The 19,757-nt window shown below is 70.6% G+C and carries 21 protein-coding genes; 8 read left to right on the top strand and 13 right to left on the bottom strand.

Going from position 1 to position 19,757, the window contains the following annotated elements:
- Positions 1–17: 17 nt before the first annotated feature.
- Entirely contained in the window at positions 18–1,307 is a 1,290-nt protein-coding gene (hisS, locus tag Q5425_RS08620; protein ID WP_308671588.1) for a histidine--tRNA ligase, read from the top strand.
- Between the two features lie 234 nt (positions 1,308–1,541).
- Here the strand turns inward: hisS and Q5425_RS08615 are convergent, their stop codons facing one another.
- From Q5425_RS08615 to Q5425_RS08580, 8 genes are all read right to left on the bottom strand, one after another.
- Complete coding sequence (locus Q5425_RS08615; protein WP_308671587.1) at positions 1,542–2,735, bottom strand: HAMP domain-containing sensor histidine kinase; 1,194 nt, start codon at positions 2,733–2,735, stop codon at positions 1,542–1,544.
- The gene (locus Q5425_RS08610; RefSeq protein WP_308671937.1) at positions 2,732–3,379 is read right to left on the bottom strand and encodes a response regulator transcription factor; all 648 of its coding nucleotides are present in this window, start codon (positions 3,377–3,379) and stop codon (positions 2,732–2,734) included. The genes Q5425_RS08615 and Q5425_RS08610 overlap by 4 nt, the downstream gene beginning before the upstream one ends.
- A gap of 64 nt (positions 3,380–3,443) precedes the next feature.
- Positions 3,444–4,724 (bottom strand): cation:proton antiporter, encoded by a 1,281-nt coding sequence (locus tag Q5425_RS08605; RefSeq protein WP_308671586.1) that lies wholly within the window; start codon positions 4,722–4,724, stop codon positions 3,444–3,446.
- The gene (locus Q5425_RS08600; RefSeq protein ID WP_396135137.1) at positions 4,721–5,950 is read right to left on the bottom strand and encodes a cytochrome P450; all 1,230 of its coding nucleotides are present in this window, start codon (positions 5,948–5,950) and stop codon (positions 4,721–4,723) included. The genes Q5425_RS08605 and Q5425_RS08600 overlap by 4 nt, the downstream gene beginning before the upstream one ends.
- Positions 5,947–7,017: an alpha-hydroxy acid oxidase gene (locus Q5425_RS08595; RefSeq protein ID WP_308671585.1), complete on the bottom strand. Its 1,071-nt coding sequence runs from the start codon at positions 7,015–7,017 to the stop codon at positions 5,947–5,949. The genes Q5425_RS08600 and Q5425_RS08595 overlap by 4 nt, the downstream gene beginning before the upstream one ends.
- Positions 7,017–8,558 (bottom strand): NAD(P)-binding domain-containing protein, encoded by a 1,542-nt coding sequence (locus Q5425_RS08590; protein WP_308671584.1) that lies wholly within the window; start codon positions 8,556–8,558, stop codon positions 7,017–7,019. The genes Q5425_RS08595 and Q5425_RS08590 overlap by 1 nt, the downstream gene beginning before the upstream one ends.
- Before the next feature lie 167 nt (positions 8,559–8,725).
- Positions 8,726–9,649, bottom strand: coding sequence for an aldo/keto reductase (locus Q5425_RS08585; protein WP_308671935.1), 924 nt, complete (start codon positions 9,647–9,649; stop codon positions 8,726–8,728).
- Positions 9,650–9,699: 50 nt separating this feature from the next.
- Positions 9,700–10,101 (bottom strand): MerR family transcriptional regulator, encoded by a 402-nt coding sequence (locus Q5425_RS08580; protein ID WP_308671583.1) that lies wholly within the window; start codon positions 10,099–10,101, stop codon positions 9,700–9,702.
- A gap of 84 nt (positions 10,102–10,185) precedes the next feature.
- Between Q5425_RS08580 and Q5425_RS08575 the strand changes: the two genes are divergently transcribed.
- On the top strand, positions 10,186–10,803 hold the full coding sequence (locus Q5425_RS08575; RefSeq protein WP_308671582.1) for a TetR/AcrR family transcriptional regulator: 618 nt from the start codon (positions 10,186–10,188) through the stop codon (positions 10,801–10,803).
- On the opposite strand, the gene Q5425_RS08570 is transcribed toward Q5425_RS08575, so the two are convergent.
- From Q5425_RS08570 to Q5425_RS08560, 3 genes are all read right to left on the bottom strand, one after another.
- Entirely contained in the window at positions 10,776–11,141 is a 366-nt protein-coding gene (locus tag Q5425_RS08570) for a hypothetical protein (RefSeq protein ID WP_308671581.1), read from the bottom strand. The genes Q5425_RS08575 and Q5425_RS08570 overlap by 28 nt on opposite strands.
- Before the next feature lie 222 nt (positions 11,142–11,363).
- Complete coding sequence (upp, locus tag Q5425_RS08565; protein WP_013222797.1) at positions 11,364–11,987, bottom strand: uracil phosphoribosyltransferase; 624 nt, start codon at positions 11,985–11,987, stop codon at positions 11,364–11,366.
- A gap of 5 nt (positions 11,988–11,992) precedes the next feature.
- Entirely contained in the window at positions 11,993–12,427 is a 435-nt protein-coding gene (locus Q5425_RS08560) for a protein-tyrosine phosphatase family protein (protein WP_308671580.1), read from the bottom strand.
- Positions 12,428–12,512: 85 nt separating this feature from the next.
- Between Q5425_RS08560 and Q5425_RS08555 the strand changes: the two genes are divergently transcribed.
- The 5 genes from Q5425_RS08555 to Q5425_RS08535 all read left to right on the top strand — a co-directional run bounded on the left by Q5425_RS08555 (position 12,513) and on the right by Q5425_RS08535 (position 16,723).
- Positions 12,513–13,124 (top strand): DUF1707 domain-containing protein, encoded by a 612-nt coding sequence (locus Q5425_RS08555; RefSeq protein WP_308671934.1) that lies wholly within the window; start codon positions 12,513–12,515, stop codon positions 13,122–13,124.
- A gap of 28 nt (positions 13,125–13,152) precedes the next feature.
- Positions 13,153–13,347, top strand: coding sequence for a hypothetical protein (locus tag Q5425_RS08550; protein ID WP_308671579.1), 195 nt, complete (start codon positions 13,153–13,155; stop codon positions 13,345–13,347).
- Positions 13,348–13,441: 94 nt separating this feature from the next.
- On the top strand, positions 13,442–14,416 hold the full coding sequence (gene deoC, locus Q5425_RS08545) for a deoxyribose-phosphate aldolase (protein WP_308671578.1): 975 nt from the start codon (positions 13,442–13,444) through the stop codon (positions 14,414–14,416).
- Positions 14,416–15,849, top strand: a complete 1,434-nt coding sequence (locus Q5425_RS08540; protein WP_308671577.1) for an aldehyde dehydrogenase family protein — start codon at positions 14,416–14,418, stop codon at positions 15,847–15,849. Before deoC ends, Q5425_RS08540 begins: the two co-directional genes overlap by 1 nt.
- Complete coding sequence (locus Q5425_RS08535) at positions 15,842–16,723, top strand: aldehyde dehydrogenase family protein (RefSeq protein WP_308671576.1); 882 nt, start codon at positions 15,842–15,844, stop codon at positions 16,721–16,723. The genes Q5425_RS08540 and Q5425_RS08535 overlap by 8 nt, the downstream gene beginning before the upstream one ends.
- Before the next feature lie 36 nt (positions 16,724–16,759).
- On the opposite strand, the gene Q5425_RS08530 is transcribed toward Q5425_RS08535, so the two are convergent.
- Together Q5425_RS08530 and Q5425_RS08525 are read right to left on the bottom strand one after the other, a co-directional pair.
- A complete protein-coding gene (locus Q5425_RS08530; protein WP_308671575.1) occupies positions 16,760–17,434 on the bottom strand; it encodes a GH12 family glycosyl hydrolase domain-containing protein in 675 nt (224 codons plus the stop codon).
- Positions 17,435–17,699: 265 nt separating this feature from the next.
- Positions 17,700–18,344 (bottom strand): helix-turn-helix domain-containing protein, encoded by a 645-nt coding sequence (locus Q5425_RS08525; protein ID WP_308671574.1) that lies wholly within the window; start codon positions 18,342–18,344, stop codon positions 17,700–17,702.
- Between the two features lie 180 nt (positions 18,345–18,524).
- Here Q5425_RS08525 and Q5425_RS08520 point away from each other — a divergent pair, with 180 nt between their 5' ends.
- Positions 18,525–19,748: a cytochrome P450 gene (locus tag Q5425_RS08520; protein WP_308671573.1), complete on the top strand. Its 1,224-nt coding sequence runs from the start codon at positions 18,525–18,527 to the stop codon at positions 19,746–19,748.
- Positions 19,749–19,757 lie beyond the last annotated feature (9 nt).

The following is a 19,757-nucleotide window of genomic DNA, read 5'->3' as shown; positions in this document are numbered from 1 at the left end:
GTCGTTAAGCTGACGACGTGCCTGAATACCTGCCGACCGCGCCCTACAAGGGGACCCGGGACTTCCTGCCCGCCGAAATGTCCGTGCGTACCCAGGTGTTCGGTCATCTCTACGACGTCCTCGAGCGCCGCGGTTTCCTCCGCTACGACGGCCCGATCCTCGAGTCGGCCGAGATCTACGAGCGGAAGTCCGGTCAGGAGATCGCGGACAAGCAGCTGTACACGCTCACCGACAAAGGCGGGCGGCGGCTGGCGCTGCGCCCGGAGATGACGCCGTCGGTGGCGCGGATGATCGCCGGGAGCGCGAAGTCGCTGTCCTTCCCGGTCCGCTGGTACAGCCACCCGAACTGCCACCGCTACGAGGCCCCGCAGCGCGGGCGCGTCCGCGAGCACTGGCAGATCAACGCGGACATCTTCGGCTCCGACAGCGCCAACTGCGAGATTGAGATCTTCGAGCTGGTGCACGACATGATGGCCGCGCTGGGCGCGACGCCGGACATGTTCGTGCTGCGCGTCAACGACCGGAACCTGCTGTCCTCGGCGCTCACCGACGTCGCCGGTGTGTCGGAGGACCACTTGGCGCAGGTGTTCGCCCTGGTGGACCGCTGGGAGAAGTACCCGCGCGAGAAGCTCGCCGAGAGCGCCGGCGAGATCGGGCTCTCGGACAAGCAGTTCGAGAAGCTGGCCGAGACGCTCGACGCGGGCGAGGCGCTGCTGGACGAGCTGCCGGCCGAGGTGCGGGAGCAGTCGAACCTGGTGCGCGTGCTTCGCAGTGGTGCTGGTGACCTGGTGAAGTACGAGCCGATGATCGTGCGCGGGCTGGCGTACTACACGTCGACGGTGTTCGAGGTCTTCGACACCTCGCCGGAGAACCGCCGCGCGCTCTTCGGCGGCGGCCGCTACAGCGACCTCGCGTCGATGTTCACGCCGCAGCAGATCCCGGGCATCGGGTTCGGCATGGGCGACGTGACGCTGATCGACTTCCTCGACACGCACGGCCTGACGCCGTCCCCGCGCAGCGAGGTCGACGTCATGGTGATCCCGGTGACCGAGGACCTCGCGGACGCGGCCCGTTCGGTGGCGGCGTCCCTGCGCACCGCGGGGCTCCGGACGTCGACGCCGATCGAGCACCGCAAGCTGGGCAAAGAGCTGACCCGCGCGGACAAGGCGGGCGCGGCCGCGGTGGTGATCGTCGGCCAGGAGGACTGGGCGGCGGGGAACGTGACGGTCCGGAGCCTGGCGACGCGCGAGCAGAACCCGGTCGCGGTCGCCGACGCCCCCGCGACGGTCCGCGCGCTGCTGGCGTAAATCGGTTCGACTCCCCTGGCCCGCTTCGCCCCTCCCCAAACCCCGAACTCACGTGACTGAACCCGGAACTCGCGTGATTGAGGCCGGAACTCGCGTGATTGGGGAGGCATCTCACGTGATCAGCGGGGCATCTCGCGTGATTGGAGAGGCATCACGCTGATGCCCGCTCAATCACGGGTGATGCCCCTCCAATCACGAGTGATGCCCGCTCAATCACGCGAGTTACGGCTCTGATCAGGAGGGGTCGGCGCGGAGGAGGCGGAGGGTGAATGTTGCTCCGGAGCCGGGGCGGGTGGCGGCCGCGATCGTGCCGCCGTGGCCCGTCACCACTTCGCGGACCAGGGCCAAGCCCAGGCCGAAGCGGCGGCTGTCGCCGTCGGAGCCGCGGGCGAACCGCTCGAAGATGCGGTCCGCGTCGGCCGGCGGGAAGCCCACCCCCGTGTCCTGGACCCGCAGCTCGACGTGACGCTCGTCCGGTACGCCGAGCCACACCTCGATCGAGCCGCCCGGTGGGGTGTGGCCGAGCGCGTTGTCCAGCAACGCCGACAGCACCCGGCGCAACGCCGTCGGCACACCCTGGACGACGTACGGCCGCCGCTCGCGCTTCACCGCCAGGCGGACCTGGCTCTCGCCCGCGCGGACCGCCTCCGCCGCGACGGCCTCCTCGGCCAGCACGCCCAGCTCGACCGGCTCCAGCGACGGCCGTTCGCCGCACGCCTGCGCGGACAGCAGCAGGTCCTCGACGACCTCGCCGAGCTCCCGCGTGCCGCGCACCAGCTGGTCCAGTTCGGCCGCCTCGCGGCCGGACGACCGCCGGGCCAGCAGCTGCGCGCGCGTGTGCAGCCGGGTCAGCGGGGCCCGCAGCTCGTGGGACGCGTCCGCGACGAACGTCCGCTGCCGGCGCAGGGCGTCTTCCAGCGGCCGGATCGCCCGGCGGGCCAGCACCCGCCCGGATCCCAGGGCCGCCAGCAGCGCGAGCACCTCGGCGACGCCGAGCCCGAACACCAGCGACGCGCGGTCCTGGATCTGGTAGAGCTCCTCGAAGATCGCCTGCGAGACGACGCCGCCGCGGTTCTCCACCCGGATCGTGTGCGTCATCCCGTCGATCGAGCGCCGCTCGGTGTGGACGTCACCGGGCGACGGCACCAACGCGTTCAGCTCGGGGATCGGCATGCCCGCCGGCGGTGGCCCCGAAGGCGCGTGTGCCGACGGCGTGAACAGCCAGACGCAACCGGGCGGGGTCGTGCCGGGGCCGAGCTGGATCGTCCTGGCCAGCGTCCGGTCGGCGTCGGCGTGCTGCTGCGACAGCAGGAGCCCGTAGGCGACCGCGCCCGCGACGGCCACGAGCAGCGACACCACGACGGCGATCTGCGCGGTGATCGCCCACCGCGCCCGCCGCAGCGCCCGCTCCTCGGGGTCGGGGCTCATACCGCACCGAGCTGGTACCCGAGACCGTGCACGGTCCGCACGACGTCGCGGCCGAGCTTGCGCCGCAGGTAGTACACGTACGTATCCACAATGGACTCGCCGGTCGAGTCGGCGAACACGTTCGTCCGCAGCGACGCACGCGGGTGGATCGCCTTGGGCCGCTGCGCCAGCGTCCGCAGCAGCTCGAACTCCCGCCCGGACAGCGTGATCCGCTCGCCGCGCGGCAGCACGACCTCGTGGCGCCGCAGGTCCAGCGCCGCCGTGCCCAGCGGCAGGCACTCGGCGCCGTCGAGGTCGCGGCGGCCCAGCGCACGCAGCCGCGCCAGCAGCTCCTCGGCCTCGAACGGCTTGACGAGGTAGTCGTCCGCGCCGGCGTCGAGCCCGGCGACGCGGTCGGCCACCTCGCCCAGCGCCGAGAGCACCAGCACCCGCGTGGTGATCGCCCGCGCCCGCAGCCGCCGCAGCAGCTCCAGCCCGTCGAGCACCGGCAGCCGCCGGTCGATGATCATCACGTCGTAGCGCCCGGTGAGCCCGAGGTGCAGCCCGCGCTGGCCGTCGTGCGCCGCCTCGGTTTCGTAGCCAACGTCGGTGAGCAGCTCGTCCAGCATGCCCGCCAGTTCCCGGTCGTCTTCGACCAGCAGCACCCTCGGTTTCGCCACCGCATCGCGCACAGATCCATACTGGCAGTGATTTTCCGAAATTGAAGAATCAACTTTTCCCGGTCACCGGGACGGGTTCGGCCGTCAGGAGTATGTCGATGGTCCCCTTGCGGGCATCGCGCCGGTCGAGCCAGCTGAGCAGCGGCGCGGTCATGATCGTGGTGACCAGCGCGACGAGCACCAGCACCGTGAACAACGCCGACGAGACGATCCCCGCGGCCAGCCCGATGTTCAGCGCGATCAGCTGCATCAGGCCGCGCGCGTTGACGAGCACGCCGACGCGCGTCGCGATCGCCGGCGGCTCCCCCGCCAGCCGGGCCGCGCCCCAGGACGCGCCCAGCTTGCCGACGACCGCGACGACGACCGTCACCAGCGCGAAGGCGAGCAACCTCGGGTCGGCGAGCAGCGCGAACCGCGTGTTGAGGCCGGAGTAGGTGAAGAACAGCGGAACGAACACGATGCGGCCGATCGGCATGATCTTCGCCAGCACGGCGTCGGAGGCGAGACCGCGCGGGAACGCCACCCCGACGGTGAACGCGCCGAACACCGCGTACAGGCCGATGGTGTCGGTGAACCAGGCCGCGGCGAACAACGTCATCGCGGTGATGAGCACGCGCTGGTCGACGGTCACCCGGTCGCTGCTCATCATCCGGTTCAGCAGCCGCCGCACGACGATGAACACCAGCAGCGCGAACAGCAGCCCACCGCCGAGGGCGAGCGCGACCGGCCCGGCGGACCCCGCGTGCATGCCGAGCACGACGGCCAGCAGCAGCCACGCGAGGACGTCGTCGAGCGCGCCGCAGGCCAGGGCCAGCGAACCGAACTTGGTCGAGGCGATCCCGCGTTCGGTGATGATCCGGACCATCATCGGGAACGCCGTGATCGCCACCGCCACCCCGACGAACGCGGCCGAGGTCACCAGCGAAACACCGTCCTTGCCGATGTCGACCCACGACGTGCCGAGCACCGCGACCCCGATGCCGAGGGCCAGCGGCACCACCGTCCCGGCCGAGGAGATGGCCGCGACCGACTTGCGCGACTTCACGACGCTGCTCAGGTTGAACTCGTAGCCGGCGCCGAACATGTAGATGACCAGGCCGATCTGGCCGCCGACGTAGAGCAGCGAGCGGATGCCGTCCGGGAACAGCGCCGCCTGCACGTCCGGCAGCAGCAGCCCGAACAGCGACGGGCCGAGCAGCACCCCGGCGATCATCTCGCCGACCACCGGTGGCTGGCCGAGCTTGACCGCGGCCAGGCAGACCAGCCGGACCACCACGAGGATCACCACAACGGCGAGGAAGAAGACCGGTGCCGCTTCGGTCGGGCTCATCGGTTGCCTCCGGCGAAGTAGGTCGAGCAAAGGGCCTGGCGACGGGCGTCGAGGACCATGTACGTGCCGAACACGAGCTGGGCGAAGCTGCGCCAGACGTCTTCCCAGCGGTCGCGGACCGCGAGCCACACCAGCGGCGCGCGCCGCCGGCGGGCCCCGATCGGGGTGAGCAGCGCCGGGCCGCGGTTGGGGATCGACCGCGTGTGCCCGGCCGTGGAGGCCAGGCTGAAGCGGCGCAGCACTTCCTGCGTCACGACCCGCATGGTCGGCGGCGCGAGTCCCCGGGCGGGGCAGGCGCGGTTCTGCGCGACGCCGAACGGGATGAACTCGTCCTTCGTGGACTGTTCGGCGAAGCCGGGGTAGCTGAAGCACAGCACCGTCCCGGCCGGGATGGTGAGCTGGTCCAGCTCGATGTCGGCGGTGGAGATCCGGTGCGCGATGCCGAACAGCGGGTACTCGCGCAACCCGTCGTCGATGACGCGGTCGATGTCGTCGGGGTGGTCGACGAGCCGCTGCTGAAGGTCGGCGTTCTGCGCGATGATCATCAGCAGGTGCGCCATCGCCTCCGACATCTGCACGACGGCGGTGGTGAAGAACGTGCCCTGCAGGTAGTAGGCCTGTTCTTCCGGGGTCAGGGACTCCGGGAGCGGGTGCGGGACGTCGGCGAGGCGCTGCCTGAGGTACTTCGTCAGCCGCGCCCGGCGGCGCATGTTCCGCGGCCGCACGCACTTCAGCGCCGAGGCGACGTCGTCCGCGTGCGCCACGATGAGCTCGCGGGCCCGCGGCGGGCACGGCTCGTCGAACACCAGCTCGTAGTACAGCTCGGCCCAGATCGGCATCAGCTCGTCACGCAGCCGGACGAGCCCGGGGCGGACGCCGTCCAGGATGTGGCGGGCGACGCGCCGGGTCAGCTCCTCGGAGTCCTTTTTGGGCTTGACCAGGATGTGGCGGGTGCACTTGGCGACCTCGTCGTAGCGCGGCCCGGCTTCGAGGTGTTCCTGGTGCACCTCGGGCCCCGGCGACAGCCAGTACCAGAACAGGTCGGACAGCGCGGCGCCGCGGCTGCGGCCGTTCGCCGCCGGGTCGGCGTAGACGCGCCGGAAGTCGGCGACGCCGACCTGCGGACCCGGGATCGTCACCGCGTCCTGGCCGTTGACCAGCGCGAAGATCCGCATCCGCAGCGCGACGACGCGCTCGGGCAGCCAGGAAAGCACGTTGCCGATCACCGCCGCACCTGGTCCGAAGTCAGCTCCGTCGGCAGCCGCCCGCCGCACAGGGCGAGGGCCTGGTCGAAGTCGGCGCGCAGCAGTTCCAGCACTTCCGAGACGCCTTCGCGGCCGGCCGCCGCGAGCCCCCACACGACCGGGCGGCCGACGCCGACCGCGTCCGCGCCCAGTGCCAGCGCCTTGACGACGTCGGTGCCCCGGCGGATCCCGCCGTCCAGCAGCACCGGCAGGGCACCGCCGACGGCCGCCGCGATCTCCGGCAGCACGTCGATGGTGGCGGGCACGGTGTCGAGCTGGCGGCCGCCGTGGTTGGACACGACGATGCCGGCGACGCCGTGGTGCACGGCCAGCCGCGCGTCCTCGGCGTGGAGCAGGCCCTTGATCAGCACGGGCAGCTTGGTCTTCGAGCGCAGCCACGCGATGTGGTCCCAGCTCAGCCCGGCCGACATGACGATCTCGCGGACGTGGCTGGCGTTTCCGCCGCTGCGGTTCTCGCCCAGGTTGCGCAGGTTCTCCACGGCCAGGCCCGGCGCCAGGTCGTGGAAGGCGTTGCGGTCGTCGCGTTCGCGACGGCCGAGCACGGGCGAGTCGACGGTGACGACGAACGCCTTGACGCCCGCCGCTTCGGCCCGCCGCACGATCGCCTCGGTGAACTCCAGGTCCGGCTGCAGGTAGAGCTGGAACCACAGGCCCGGGTCCGGGGTCACCTCGCGGGCCGCCGCGGCGATGTCCTCGACCGCCGTGGTGGCGGCCATGCTGACGATCATGATCGTGCCCGCCCGCGCCGCCGCCCGTGCGGTGGCGAGCTCGCCGTCGGGGTGCGCGAGCCGGTGGAACGCCGTGGGCGCGACGAGGATCGGCATCGAAGACGGCGTGCCGAGCAGCGTCACGCTCAGGTCGCGCTTGTCGCTGCCGCGCAGGACCCGGGGCACCAGCCGCAGCTGCTGGAACGCCGTTTCGTTCTCCCGCAGGGTGATTTCGTCCTGCGCGCCGCCCGCGAAGTAGTCGTAGTGCGCCGGGTCGAGGCGCTCGCGGGCCGCGGCTTCGAACTCCGCGATCGTCCGCATCAGAGCTCCCGCGTGAAGAACGCGGTCAGCGGCTCGACGTGCACCTCTTTGTCCCACTCGTTCTCGAGGTTCTCGGTGACGTGGTGGGTCGCGACCAGCTCGCCGCGGCGGTAGTGCCGGACGATCGGGTGCAGGTAGTGGCCCTCGCCGTGGTCGTTGGCCTTGTCCTGGGCGGCACGCGCGACGAAGTCGAACGGGTCGACCTTGTCGTGGTCCGGGCCGTAGTCGAGGGTGACGACGTAGGCGTCGGCCGGCGGGTCTTCCAGCACCCGGTCGACCGGCACCTCTTCGAGGTAGCGGGCGGTGTCGCCGTCCACGACCACGACGTCGCCGAGGAAGCCGAACTGCTGGTACAGCGCGGAAGTCCGGTTGATCCGGGTGATGACCGCGTCGGTCAGCGAGTCCGGTTTGGCGGGCAGCTCGGTGTGCGGCCACGGGACGTCGTGGTAGCGCTCGTTCAGCACCTTGGCCAGCGCGCGGACGCCGTAGCGGAAGCCGTGGATGAACGCGCTGGTGGCCTTCTTGAAGTCGCGGACCTGCGTGATCGTGCCCGCGAAGTGGAGGCCCGGCACGTTGACCGACTCCCAGCTCGGTGTCTGCGCCGGGAAGCGGTCGTTGATGGTCAGCTGCGGACGACAGTCCTCGTCGAAGAGCTCCGCGTCGAACCGGAAGCCGGTGCAGCCGATCACGCGGTCGTAGCGGATCTCCTTGACGACCTCGTCGGCGCGGGCGAAGGCGAACTTGACGTGGTAACCGTCGGCGTCCTTGCGGACCTCGCGCACGTCGCCGTCGAGGATCGCGTGCTGGAGCTTGAGCTGGTACATGTCCAGGATGCCCGCGTTGTACGCGCGCAGGTGGCCGACGAAGTGGGTGCGCCAGGCCAGTTTCACCGGCCGCGGGCCGCCGACGTGCACCACCGCGGCCGTCTCGATGAGGTTGTCGGCCGTCTCGAAGGCGGAGTTCCCCTTGCCCAGCACGAGCACGCGCTGGCCGGTGAACTCGGCGGAGTCGACGCCGACGTCCGCGTACTGGTCGATCAGCTCGACGCCGGGGAACTGCGGGATGTACGGCTTCGTGACGCCGGTGGCCATGATCAGCCGGTGGGCTTTGAACTCTTCGTCACCGGCGGTGAGGATGAAGACAGCGCTTTCCGGATCACGCCGGATGCGCGTCACCCGGGTGTCGTAGCGGACATTGACTTCGTGCTTCGCCGCGTAGTCGGTGATGTAGCGGAGGAAGTCCGAAGCGTCCGGGAAGAGCTTCGCGCTGTAGTCGGTGAAGACGAGCTGGTCGTCGTCGCCGTCGGCGAGGATCGAGTTCCAGTCCATCCGCATGCGCAGCTCCGGGTCGGCGTACCCGGTGTGCTTCTTGTTGATGGAGATGAGGGTCCGGTGCCGGGGGAAGGTCTCGAAGAAGTGGCCGGGCGCGGACCCGGCCTCCAGCACCAGGTACCGGTGCCCGGCGTGGCCGAGGTGCTGCCCCAGCTGCAACCCGGCCGGCCCGGCCCCGACGACCAGATAATCGAGCACTTCCTCCGCCACGACGACCTCCTGGAGCTCGGCACCGACCGCATGATCGGCGCCGAGCCTGCTCCGGAGATCTCAGAAAAGCCTCAGAAGAAGAAAGTTACGCCCGTGCCCAACCGGTCGTGAGTGGTAAGGCGGGTTAGAACCCGCCTTACCACTCACGACGAGCTGCGGCAGACTGCTCACTTGCCGGCGGCTCGGGCGAGGCGCTCCGGGTAGCGCTCTCCCGCGATCGCGTCGGCGGGTGCGGCCGCCGCGATGGCCGCCAGGTCCTCGGCCGTCAGCTCCAGCGAAGCCGCCGCCACGTTCTCCTCGAGGTACTTGCGGCGCTTGGTCCCCGGGATCGGCACGACGTCCTCGCCCTGGGCCTGCACCCACGCCAGCGCCAGCTGGCCCGCCGTCACGCCCTTCGCTTCGGCGAGCGCGCGCAACGCCTCGACGATGGCCATGTTGCGCTCGAAGTTGCCCTCGGCGAAGCGCGGCAGCCCGCGGCGCATGTCGTCCTCGGGCAGGTCCTGCACCGACGTCACCGCGCCGGTGAGGAAGCCCCGGCCCAGCGGCGAAAACGGGACGATCCCGATGCCGAGCTCCCGGCACGTCTCGAGGATCTCGCCTTCGATGCCCCGGGTCCACAGCGACCACTCGCTCTGCAGCGCCGTCACCGGGTGCACCGCGTGCGCGGCCCGGATCGTCGCGGCACTGGCCTCGGAGATCCCGGCGTACCGGATCTTCCCGGCCTCGGCCAGCTCGGCGAGCGCGCCCCACGTCTCTTCGATCGGCGTGTCCGGGTCGACGCGGTGCTGGTAGTAGAGGTCGATGTGGTCGACGCCGAGCCGGCGCAACGACTCGTCGCACGACTGCTTCACGTACGCGGCGTCACCGCGGGCGCCCATCGCGCCGTCGTTCCACACGATGCCGAACTTCGTCGCGAGCACGACCTCGTCGCGGCGGCCGGCGATCGCGCGGCCGACCAGCTCCTCGTTGACGCCGTCGGCGTAGACGTTCGCGGTGTCCAGCAACGTCACGCCGAGCTCGAGCGCGCGGTGGATGGTCGCGATCGACTCGTCGTCGTTGTCGCGGACGCCGTAGGCCTGGCTCATCCCCATGCAGCCGAGCCCCTGGGCGCCGGCTTCCAGGCCGCCCAGCTTCCTGTTCTTCACGCGGAAATCTCCTCCATACCGGGTTCCACGCCGAGCACGTTGCGCTCGACCTGGGCGTAGTTCTCGATCTTGTAGTCGAGGATGTCGAGACAGCCCTGCAGCTCGGCGATCCGTTCGGCGACCGACCGGCGCTGTTCCACCAGCAAGGCCTTGCGGCGGCCCGCGCTCGCGACGCCGTGGCGGCGCAGCGAGGCGTACTCGCGCATGCTCTTGATGGGCATCCCGGTGGTGCGCAGCTTGGTCAGGAAGCCCAGCCAGCTGAGGTCTTCGTCGGAATAAGCCCGGCGGCCCGCGGTGTCCCGCGCGGGTGGGTCGAGCAGTTTGATGCGCTCGTAGTACCGGAGGGTGTCGATGGACAGTCCGCTACGTCGAGCGGCTTCCGCTATCGAGTAGCTCATGCGCCCGACAGTACGACCTGGAGTGCACTCCAGGTCAAATCTTCACCTGGTCTGCCATAACACTGTTCCGATACGGTGGGCGGCATGGCGCGACCCCGTACGCACGACGAAGCGCTCCGGCTCAAGCTGCTCGACCGGGCCGGCGAGCTCATCGCGGCCGACGGGCCGAAGGCGCTTTCGCTGCGCAAGCTGGCCGCCGACGCGGGGACGTCGACCACCGCCGTGTACTCCCTCTTCGGCAGCAAACCCGATCTGGTGAACGCCCTTTACACCGAGGGCTTCCGGCGCTTCGGCGCCCGGATGGCCGGGACCCCGCTGACCGGCGACGCCGTCGAGGACCTCGTCGCGCTCGGCAGCGCCTACCGCACGAGCGCGCTGGCCGACCCCCACCTGTACGGGATCATGTTCACCAGGTCGGTCCCCGGGTTCGAGCCGAACGACGACGCCGAGAAGCTGGCCAGGAAGACGCTGGAACCCCTGGAACGGATCATCCGCCGCGCGGTCGCCGACGGCGTTTTCATCGACGTCCCGCCCGAGACCATCGCGGTCGGCTGCTGGGGCATCGTGCACGGCCTGGTATCGCTGGAGCTCACCGGCAACCTGCCGGAGGAGTTCGACGTCACGGGCGCGTACGAAGCCGCCCTGCGCGCGAACGCCTCCGGCTGGCTGCGGGCTCAGATCAGCCGCAGCGAACCGTCGTAGACGGTCCGGTTGAGCGCGTCGCGCGCCCGTACGTGCACCGTCGCCTCCGGTAACCAGCCGATGTTCGCCGGAACCCCCACCGCCACCATGCCGTCGACGACGTCGGCCTCGACGCTCGTCCCGATGCCGAAGTCGATGACCACCTTCACCGCCGTCAGTGGCAGCGCCGCGGTGAACGGCCGGCGGGACGTCCCCGGCGGGGCGCCGGTTTCCGGATGGCCCAGGGTGTCCACGGCCAGCGTGCGCGCCGCCGGCACCGGGGGGCCGGCGAAGTCGGGGTAGGCCCTGGATTTCGTCTTCCCCGGCCGCTGGTGGTCCGGCTCGGTCGTGCAGACCACGACCCGGTCCCTCGGCGGCCCGGACCACCCGGTATTCGTCCGTTTCGAGCAGGGGCCCTGCGCCGGCTCGCCAGCGCGTTGCCGCGCTGGTTCCCGACGCCGGCGTTCGCGGCGCTGACGGTGAACCACCTGGTGCCGTCCTGAGGGAACTGCGGGTCGGTCAGGTCGAGTTCCCTCCGGCGGCGGCCGGGGCGATCCACCGCCGCTTCGGGACGGGCCGGGCTAGACGGCGCCGTACTGGCGGTCGCCCGCGTCGCCCAGGCCCGGGACGATGAAGCCCGAGTCGTTGAGGCGCTCGTCGATGCTCGCCGTGACCACCCGGACCGGCAGGCCGGTCTTCTCCAGGTGCGCCAGGCCTTCCGGCGCCGCGAGCGCGCAGATGGCCGTGACGTCGTCGGCGCCGCGGTCGGTGAGCAGGCGGATCGTGTACTCCATCGAGCCGCCGGTGGCGAGCATCGGGTCGAGCACCATGACCGGCCGGTCGGCGAGCGACTCCGGCAGCGACTCCAGGTACGGCGTCGGCTTGAGCGTCTCCTCGTCGCGCGCGAGGCCGACGAAGCCCATCTGCGCGTCCGGGATCAGCTTGTGCGCCTGGTCGGCCATGCCCAGCCCCGCGCGCAGCACCGGCACCAGCAGCGGCGGCTTCGCCAGCTTGTAACCGTCGGTGCGGGCGACCGGCGTGTGGATCTTCTCGATCTTCACCGGCACGTCGCGCGTGGCTTCGTAGACCAGCATGACGGTCAGCTCGTGCAGCGCGGCCCGGAACGCGGCGCTGTCGGTGCGCGCGTCGCGCATCGTGGAGAGCCGGGCCTTCGCGAGGGGGTGGTCGACGACGTGCACATCCATGCGGGTCAATCTAGCTGTTTCGCGAAGCTCCTCACCCAGCCGCGCTGCCAGGGCGTTTCGACGGCTCGCTCGTGGTAGTGCGCCCGCACCCAGGCGACGGCCTCTCCGGCCGGGACGCCGGAGAGGGTGGCCAGGCAGGCCATGACCGTGCCGGTCCGGCCGGCGCCGCCGTAGCAGGCGACTTCGACGGTCTCGGTCTTCGCCCGTTCGTGGAGGGCCTTGATCTGCCGCCTCGCTTTCCGCGGGTCGGCCGGCAGCAGGAAGTCGGGCCAGGTGACCCATTCGTGCGGCCAGGTGATGCCCCCGCCGTGCTTGCGCCGCAGCCGGCTCGTGCCCAGGTAGAGCCCGAAATCGGGCTCGGCTTCGTCCGGTCGCGGGCGCCCCAGCCCGCGGCCGCGGACCCGGACGCCGTCCGGGAACTCGACCGTCGTTGATCCCATCGGGTCAGTGTCCTCCGGAAGATGGACACGCTGGGTGGTTTTCGCCGATAAGCTGCGCCGGGTGAGCGAACTGACGCCCGACCAGATGCGGGCTTCCGACGCGGACCGCGAACGTGTTGCCCAGGTGCTGCACAACGCCCTCGCGGAGGGGCGGATCACGGTGAACGAGCTGGAAGAGCGGCTCACGGCGGTCTACGCGGCGAAAACGCTCGGCGAGCTGAAGCCGGTGACGGCGGACCTGCCGTCCGCCTCGGCCACCCTGGAACCGGCGACGACGCGGGCACTGGGCTTCCCGGACCAGCGCATCGGCGGCCACCCGGGCAGCCCGGTGTCGATCGGCGTCCTGTCCGGCGCGGTCCGCAAGGGCAGCTGGGTCCTGCCCCCGCAGCACAACAGCTTCGCGTTCTGGGGCGGCGCGGAGATCGACCTGCGGCAGGCCCGTTTCGCGGACAAGCACTGCACGATCACCGCGGTCGCGATCATGGGCGGCATCCAGATCACGGTCCCGGACGACATCAACGTGGACGTCACGGGCATCGGCTTCATGGGCGGGTTCGTGCTGGAGGACAAGTCGGGAGCACCCCCGGCCCCACCGACGGCCCCGACGGTGAAGATCAACGGGCTCGGCTTCTGGGGCGGGGTCGTCGTGTACCGGAAGCCGGCGAAGCGGTCAGAACCGCCGCAAATCGAGTCCTGACGGGCCGCCGGACCGCTAGCGTGGCCTCATGCGCACTCTCACCCGGATCGTCACGGCGGGCCTGCTCGCCTCGGCCGCCGTCCTGACCGCCGTCCCCGCCTCCGCGGCGACCCCGCCGGGCTGGTGCAAGGGCCCGGGGCCCTGCACCGCGCCGGCCCCGGTCGCCGCCACGCCCGACGGCTGGTGCCTGCTCCCCGGCTCGGACATCTGCCGTCGGTATTGACCCTCGCCGCCCAAGGCGTCACACCGGGTGACCCACCTCCGGACCCCGCGCTGTCGGGACCACACTGTCGGACCCGCCGCCTAGACTCAGGCGCATGACAGCCACGACCAGCACGTCAGCGGCGCCGGCCACCCCGGCACCGCTGGTGGACGCGACTCGCGACGCCGCGAGCCTGCGCCGCTTCCTGCTCGGGTTGCCCGGTGTCGACCAGGTCGGCGTCGAGCAGCGCGCGGCGGGCCTCGGCACGCGCAGCATCAAGAAGGACGCCAAGCGGTGGGCCATCGACACCGCCATCTCCATGGTCGACCTGACCACGCTGGAGGGCGCCGACACCCACGGCAAGGTCCGGGCGCTCGCCGCGAAGGCCGTGCGGCCCGACCCCGAACGCCAGGACACCCCGCGCGTCGCCGCCGTCTGCGTGTACCCGGACATGGTCGCCACCGCCGTCGAAGCGCTCAAGGGCAGCGGGGTACACGTCGCGAGCGTCGCCACCGGCTTCCCCGCCGGGCGCACCTCCCGCGAAATCAAGCTGGCCGACACGAAGATCGCCGTCGACGCGGGCGCGCACGAGGTCGACATGGTGATCGACCGCGGTGCCTTCCTCGAGGGCCGGTACATGGACGTGTTCGAGGAGATCCAGGCCGTCAAAGCCGCCTGCGGCGACGCGCACCTGAAGGTCATCCTCGAGACCGGCGAGCTGGCGACCTACGACAACGTGCGGCGTGCGTCGTGGCTGGCGCTGCTGGCCGGCGGCGACTTCATCAAGACCTCCACCGGCAAGGTCTCCCCCGCCGCGACGCTGCCGGTCACCCACGTCATGCTGCAGGCCGTCCACGACTGGCACGCCCAGACCGGCGAGCTGCGCGGTGTCAAGCCCGCCGGCGGCATCCGGACGACGAAGGACGCGATCAAGTACCTGGTCGCCGTGCACGAGGTCGCCGGCGAGCAGTGGCTGACCCCGGACCTGTTCCGCTTCGGCGCGTCCAGCCTGCTCAACGACCTGCTGCTGCAGCGCCGCACCCAGGTGGACGGCCACTACAGCGGCCCCGACTACGTGACGGTGGACTGATGCCTGTTTTCGAGTACGCACCGGCGCCGGAGTCGCGCGCCATCGCGAACCTGAAGGACTCCTACAAACCCTTCGTCAACGGCGAGTTCGTCGACGGCTCGGGTGAGCCGCTCAAGACGATCAACCCCGCCACCGAAGAGGTCTTGGCCGAGGTCGGCACGGCGTCGAAGTCCGATGTGGACACCGCCGTCAAGGCCGCGCGCAAGGCTTACACCGGTGTCTGGTCCAAGATGCCCGGCACCGAGCGCGCCAAGTACCTCTTCCGCCTCGCGCGGCTGATCCAGGAGCGCTCGCGCGAGCTGGCCGTGCTGGAAAGCCTCGACAACGGCAAGCCGATCAAGGAGTCGCGCGACTCCGACGTCCCGACGGCGGCCGCGCACTTCTTCTACCACGCGGGCTGGGCCGACAAGCTGGAGTACGCGGGGTACGGGCCGAACCCGCGCCCGCTCGGCGTCGCGGGCCAGATCATCCCGTGGAACTTCCCGCTGCTGATGCTGGCCTGGAAGATCGCGCCGGCGCTGGCCACCGGCAACACCGTCGTCCTCAAGCCGGCCGAGACGACGCCGTTGACCGCGCTCGTGTTCGCGGAGATCTGCCAGCAGGCCGAGTTGCCGCCCGGCGTCGTCAACATCCTCCCGGGGGCGGGCGACATCGGTGCGTCCATCGTGGAGCACGGCGACATCGACAAGATCGCGTTCACCGGCTCGACCGAGGTGGGCAAGGCGATCCAGCGCCAGGTCGCGGGCACGGCGAAGAAGCTGACGCTGGAGCTGGGCGGCAAGGCGGCGAACATCGTGTTCGAGGACGCGCCGCTCGACCAGGCCGTCGAAGGCATCGTCAACGGCATCTTCTTCAACCAGGGCCACGTCTGCTGCGCGGGTTCCCGGCTGCTGGTCCAGGAGTCCGTCGCCGAAGAGGTGCTCGAGAAGCTGCGCTACCGCGTCTCGACGCTGCGCCTCGGCGACCCGCTCGACAAGAACACGGACATCGGCGCGATCAACTCCGCCGAGCAGCTGGCGAAGATCCGCGGGCTCGTCGAGGCCGGCGACGCCGAGGGCGCACAGCGCTGGACCAGCCCGTGCCCGGTCCCGGACCGCGGGTTCTTCTTCGCGCCGACGGTGTTCGCGAACGTCCACCAGTCGATGCGGATCGCGCGCGAGGAGATCTTCGGCCCGGTGCTGTCCGTGCTGACCTTCCGCACGCCGGACGAGGCCGTGGCGAAGGCGAACAACACGCCGTACGGCCTTTCGGCGGGCATCTGGACCGAAAAGGGCTCCCGGATCCTGTGGATGGCGAACCAGCTGCGCGCCGGCGTGGTCTGGGCCAACACCTTCAACCGCTTCGACCCCGCCGCCCCGTTCGGCGGCTACCAGGAATCCGGCTTCGGGCGCGAAGGCGGCCGCACCGGGCTGGAGGCGTACCTCAGTGTTTGATTCAACGCAGTCTGACCGGATTTCCGTCGCCAAGACGTACAAGCTGTACATCGGCGGCAAGTTCCCCCGCTCGGAGTCCGGCCGGGTCTACCCGGTGACCGACGGCAAGGGCAAGTTCCTGGCGAACGCGGCCCACGCGTCGCGCAAGGACGTCCGCGACGCGGTGGTGGCAGCCCGCAAGGCGTTCCCCGGCTGGGCGGCCGCGACGGCGTACAACCGCGGCCAGGTGCTCTACCGGGTGGCCGAGGTCATGGAGGGCCGCCGCGGCCAGTTCACCGCCGAGGTCGCGGCCTCGGAAGGCCTGGCCGAGAAGAAGGCCGAGGCCGTGGTGGACGCGGCGATCGACCGCTGGGTCTGGTACGCGGGCTGGACGGACAAGATCGCCTCCGTGCTGGGTTCGGCGAACCCGGTGGCGGGCCCGTACTTCTCGTTCACGGTCCCGGAGCCGACGGGTGTGGTGGGCGTCCTGGCGCCGCAGCAGTCGTCGTTGCTCGGCCTGGTCGAGGTCCTGGCCCCGGTGCTGGCGACGGGTTCGGCGGCGGTGGTGGTCTCGAGCGCGGAACGGCCCCTGCCGGCGATCACGCTGTCGGAGGTCCTGGCCACCTCGGACGTCCCGGGCGGCGTGGCGAACATCCTCACCGGCCACGCGGCCGAACTGGGTCCCTGGCTGGCCTCGCACGGCGACGTCAACGCCCTGGACCTGACGGGAGCCACCCCCGCGGACCGCCCGGGGCTGGCCCGGGAAGCGGCGAACACGGTGAAGAGGGTCCTGACGGTCCCGGAGACCGAGCCGGACTGGACGGCAGCGCCGGGCTTGACGCGCCTGCGGCGGTACCTGGAAGCGAAGACGGTCTGGCACCCGCTGGGCGTCTGAGGGCACGAGCGGGGGCCGCCGCCCGGGCGGCGGCCTTCAGCTCATCGTCACCGAGAAGTCCGAGAGCGTGAACCGCGCCTTCCCACCGCCCGTGGAGCAGAACTCGATGCCGTAGCCGATCTGGTTGACCGTCGGGTTCGAGGGGATCAGGCCCTTGCCGATCGCCCACGCGATCATCGCCTTCAGGTCCACGCTCCCCGAATACTGCGTCGACCGCGAAACGAACGCCACGTACCCCTCGTCCTCCGCCCAGACGTCGTAGGTGAAGCCGGCCGCCGTGTACGTCGTCAGCTTGTCGCCCGCCGGGACCTGCTTGCGGTTCTCCGTCCACACCATGACCTCGGTGACGCCCGGGCTGTTGCCCACGCCGTTCAGCCAGAGGTCGTACGCCACGTCGTAGATGCCGGTGCCCGGGCCGCGGCCGGCGAAGGTGGATTTGATCACCGAATAGTCGTTGAACGGTTTTCCGTTCAGGTTGTTGATGTCCTTGTGCACGTTCGGATAGGTTTTCACCGACGTCGAATCGGGTTGGGTGGATTCGACGTACCAGTTGTCGTACGCGCACGCGCGCAGCGTTTCCGGGCCCGCTTCGGCGGCGTTCCACATGTTGTTGTGGACGTAGTAACCGCCGTCCGGCCAGCCGCCGTCGGGGTCGCTCGTGGTGAACTCCGGGGTGCGGCAGCTCCGGACCGGCGTGGTCGATGGGGGCACCGGAGTCGACGGAGGCGCAGGTCGGGACGTCGAAGAGGCCGGGGTGGACGGCGCGGCCGAAGACACCGCGACCGAAGACGTGGGCACCGGAGCAGGCGGTGGCGCCGGCGCGGCCGCCACGCCGTCGACGGGCGAGCCGCCGCATCCGGTAATCACCGGGAAGGAAATCGCCAACAACACGGCCAGCATTCTTCGTCGCATTTTCCCGCCCGCAGCTGCAATTCCGGCAGAACGAGGCGGAACCCTAACACGGAAACCGGCCGGATCACTCGCCCTCGGGCTCGAGGTCGTGGGAAGTGATCGGGCTGCCCGGCAGTTCGCTGCCCGGCCGCGCGCTGAGGCCGTCGATCATGATGCCGACGCACCGGCGGGCCGCCAGTTCGGCCACTTGCGACGACTTCGCGCGCACCTGGCGCAGCAGCGTCGCGAACAGGATCGCGATGTCGCCGGCGCCGACGTCGTCGCGGAGCTTGCCCTCGGCCTGCGCGCCGACGACGAAGCCGTCGAGGACGGCCAGGATCTCGTCGCGGAGCCGGCGGACCTCCGGGTCGCTCTTCAGGATCACCAGCGCCCGGTGCGACACCATCGCCAGCTGCACGCTCAGCTGCAGTTCCACCGACTGCCGCAGCAGCCGCTCCAGCGCGCGCCACGACGACGTCTCCTCGGCGGCGATCACGCGCGCGTCGATCAGCACCCGCTCGAAGTTGTCCATCGCGACGGCGCGGACCAGCGCGTCGCGGTCCGGGAACCGGCGGTAGAGCGTGCCGACGCCGACGCCGGCCGCGCGGGCGATCTCCTCCATCGGCACCTCGGGACCGGAAACGGCGAAGATGCTCTTCGCGGCGGCCAGGATCTGGTCGCGGTTGCGCCGCGCGTCCGCCCGCAGGGTGGTCTCGGGATCTGCCGTCATGCCGTTCGCCTTCCGCTGAAATCGCGCGGGGTGATTCTCGCACGGTCAAGGGGCCACGCACTGCCTCCTCGAACGGGTAGCCGGCACCAGGTGGACGATGTCCTTCCGCTTCGGTACCTTGGATCACAGAACCGGAATGTAATCCTCCGCATACTTTCCGTCCGATTTAGGGGGTCCGAAATGACTGAATTGGCCGAACCCGCGACGCGGGACGAGACCTTCCCGCTGCCCCGCACCTGCCCGTTCGCCCCGCCGCCCGCCTACGAGAAGCTGCGCGAAGCCGGGCCGGTCCAGCGCGTCAAGCTGCAGTCCGGTCAGGAGGCGTGGGCGCTGACGCGGCTCGAGGACGTCCGGCAGATGCTGACCGACCCGCGGTTCAGCTCCGACCGGTTCAACCCCGGCTTCCCGTTCCTGACGCGGGAAGGCCGGCCGGTCCGGCGGACCAACTTCACCGCGTCGCTGATCAACATGGACCCCCCGGAGCACGGCGCCGCTCGCCGCGAGGTCGTCGGCGAGTTCACCGTCAAGCGCATGAAGGCGCTGCAGCCGCGGATCCAGCAGATCGTCGACGAGCACATCGACGCGATCCTGGCCGGCCCCAAGCCCGCCGACCTGGTCTCCGCGCTGAGCCTTCCGGTGCCGTCGCTGGTCATCTGCGAGCAGCTCGGCGTCCCGTACGCCGACCACGACTTCTTCCAGGTGCGCAGCTCGACGCTGCTCAACCGGGAGGTCGGCCAGGATGTCCGGGTGAAGGCCGTCGACGAGCTGCAGGGGTACCTCGACCGGCTGGTCACCGCAAAAGAGGCGAACCCGACCGACGACCTGCTCGGCCGGCAGATCCTCAAGCAGCGCGAAGAGCACGGCGACGTCGCCCACGACGAGCTCGTCTCGCTCGCCTTCCTGCTGCTCCTCGCCGGCCACGAGACGACCGCGAACATGATTTCGCTGGGCACCGTCGCGCTGCTGGAGAACCCGGACCAGCTCGCGATCATCAAGAACGACCCCGGCAAGACCCTCGACGCCGTCGAGGAGCTGCTGCGGTACTTCACCATCGCCGAGTTCGCGACCTCGCGCGTCGCCGCCGAGGACGTCGAAATCGGCGGGCAGCTGATCCGCGCGGGTGAAGGCGTGCTCGGGCTGAGCTACTCCGGCAACCGCGACGAAACCGCGTTCGAGAACGCCGACGAGCTCGACCTCGAGCGCGGCGCGCGCCACCACGTCGCCTTCGGGTTCGGGCCCCACCAGTGCCTCGGCCAGAACCTCGCCCGGATGGAGCTGCAGATCGTCTTCGACACGCTCTTCCGCCGCATCCCGGAGCTCAAGCTGGCCGCGCCGGTGGACCAGCTGCCGTTCAAGCACGACTCGTCGATCTTCGGCCTCTACTGCCTGCCCGTGACCTGGTGAGGGGAACGC

This window comes from Amycolatopsis sp. A133 (genome assembly GCF_031082405.1).
In the GTDB taxonomy this organism is placed as follows: domain Bacteria; phylum Actinomycetota; class Actinomycetes; order Mycobacteriales; family Pseudonocardiaceae; genus Amycolatopsis.
Note: the sequence above shows the minus strand (reverse complement) of the source record. Positions and strands in the feature narration are given on the sequence as shown.

Coding starts and splice junctions, on each gene's coding strand:
- Q5425_RS08615 (WP_308671587.1), bottom strand. CDS start 2,735: ATGAGCCCCGACCCCGAGGAGCGGGCGCTGCGGCGGGCGCGGTGGGCG.
- Q5425_RS08605 (WP_308671586.1), bottom strand. CDS start 4,724: ATGAGCCCGACCGAAGCGGCACCGGTCTTCTTCCTCGCCGTTGTGGTG.
- Q5425_RS08595 (WP_308671585.1), bottom strand. CDS start 7,017: ATGCGGACGATCGCGGAGTTCGAAGCCGCGGCCCGCGAGCGCCTCGAC.
- Q5425_RS08585 (WP_308671935.1), bottom strand. CDS start 9,649: ATGGGGATGAGCCAGGCCTACGGCGTCCGCGACAACGACGACGAGTCG.
- Q5425_RS08580 (WP_308671583.1), bottom strand. CDS start 10,101: ATGAGCTACTCGATAGCGGAAGCCGCTCGACGTAGCGGACTGTCCATC.
- Q5425_RS08575 (WP_308671582.1), top strand. CDS start 10,186: ATGGCGCGACCCCGTACGCACGACGAAGCGCTCCGGCTCAAGCTGCTC.
- upp (WP_013222797.1), bottom strand. CDS start 11,987: ATGGATGTGCACGTCGTCGACCACCCCCTCGCGAAGGCCCGGCTCTCC.
- Q5425_RS08560 (WP_308671580.1), bottom strand. CDS start 12,427: ATGGGATCAACGACGGTCGAGTTCCCGGACGGCGTCCGGGTCCGCGGC.
- Q5425_RS08555 (WP_308671934.1), top strand. CDS start 12,513: ATGCGGGCTTCCGACGCGGACCGCGAACGTGTTGCCCAGGTGCTGCAC.
- Q5425_RS08550 (WP_308671579.1), top strand. CDS start 13,153: ATGCGCACTCTCACCCGGATCGTCACGGCGGGCCTGCTCGCCTCGGCC.
- deoC (WP_308671578.1), top strand. CDS start 13,442: ATGACAGCCACGACCAGCACGTCAGCGGCGCCGGCCACCCCGGCACCG.
- Q5425_RS08540 (WP_308671577.1), top strand. CDS start 14,416: ATGCCTGTTTTCGAGTACGCACCGGCGCCGGAGTCGCGCGCCATCGCG.
- Q5425_RS08525 (WP_308671574.1), bottom strand. CDS start 18,344: ATGACGGCAGATCCCGAGACCACCCTGCGGGCGGACGCGCGGCGCAAC.
- Q5425_RS08520 (WP_308671573.1), top strand. CDS start 18,525: ATGACTGAATTGGCCGAACCCGCGACGCGGGACGAGACCTTCCCGCTG.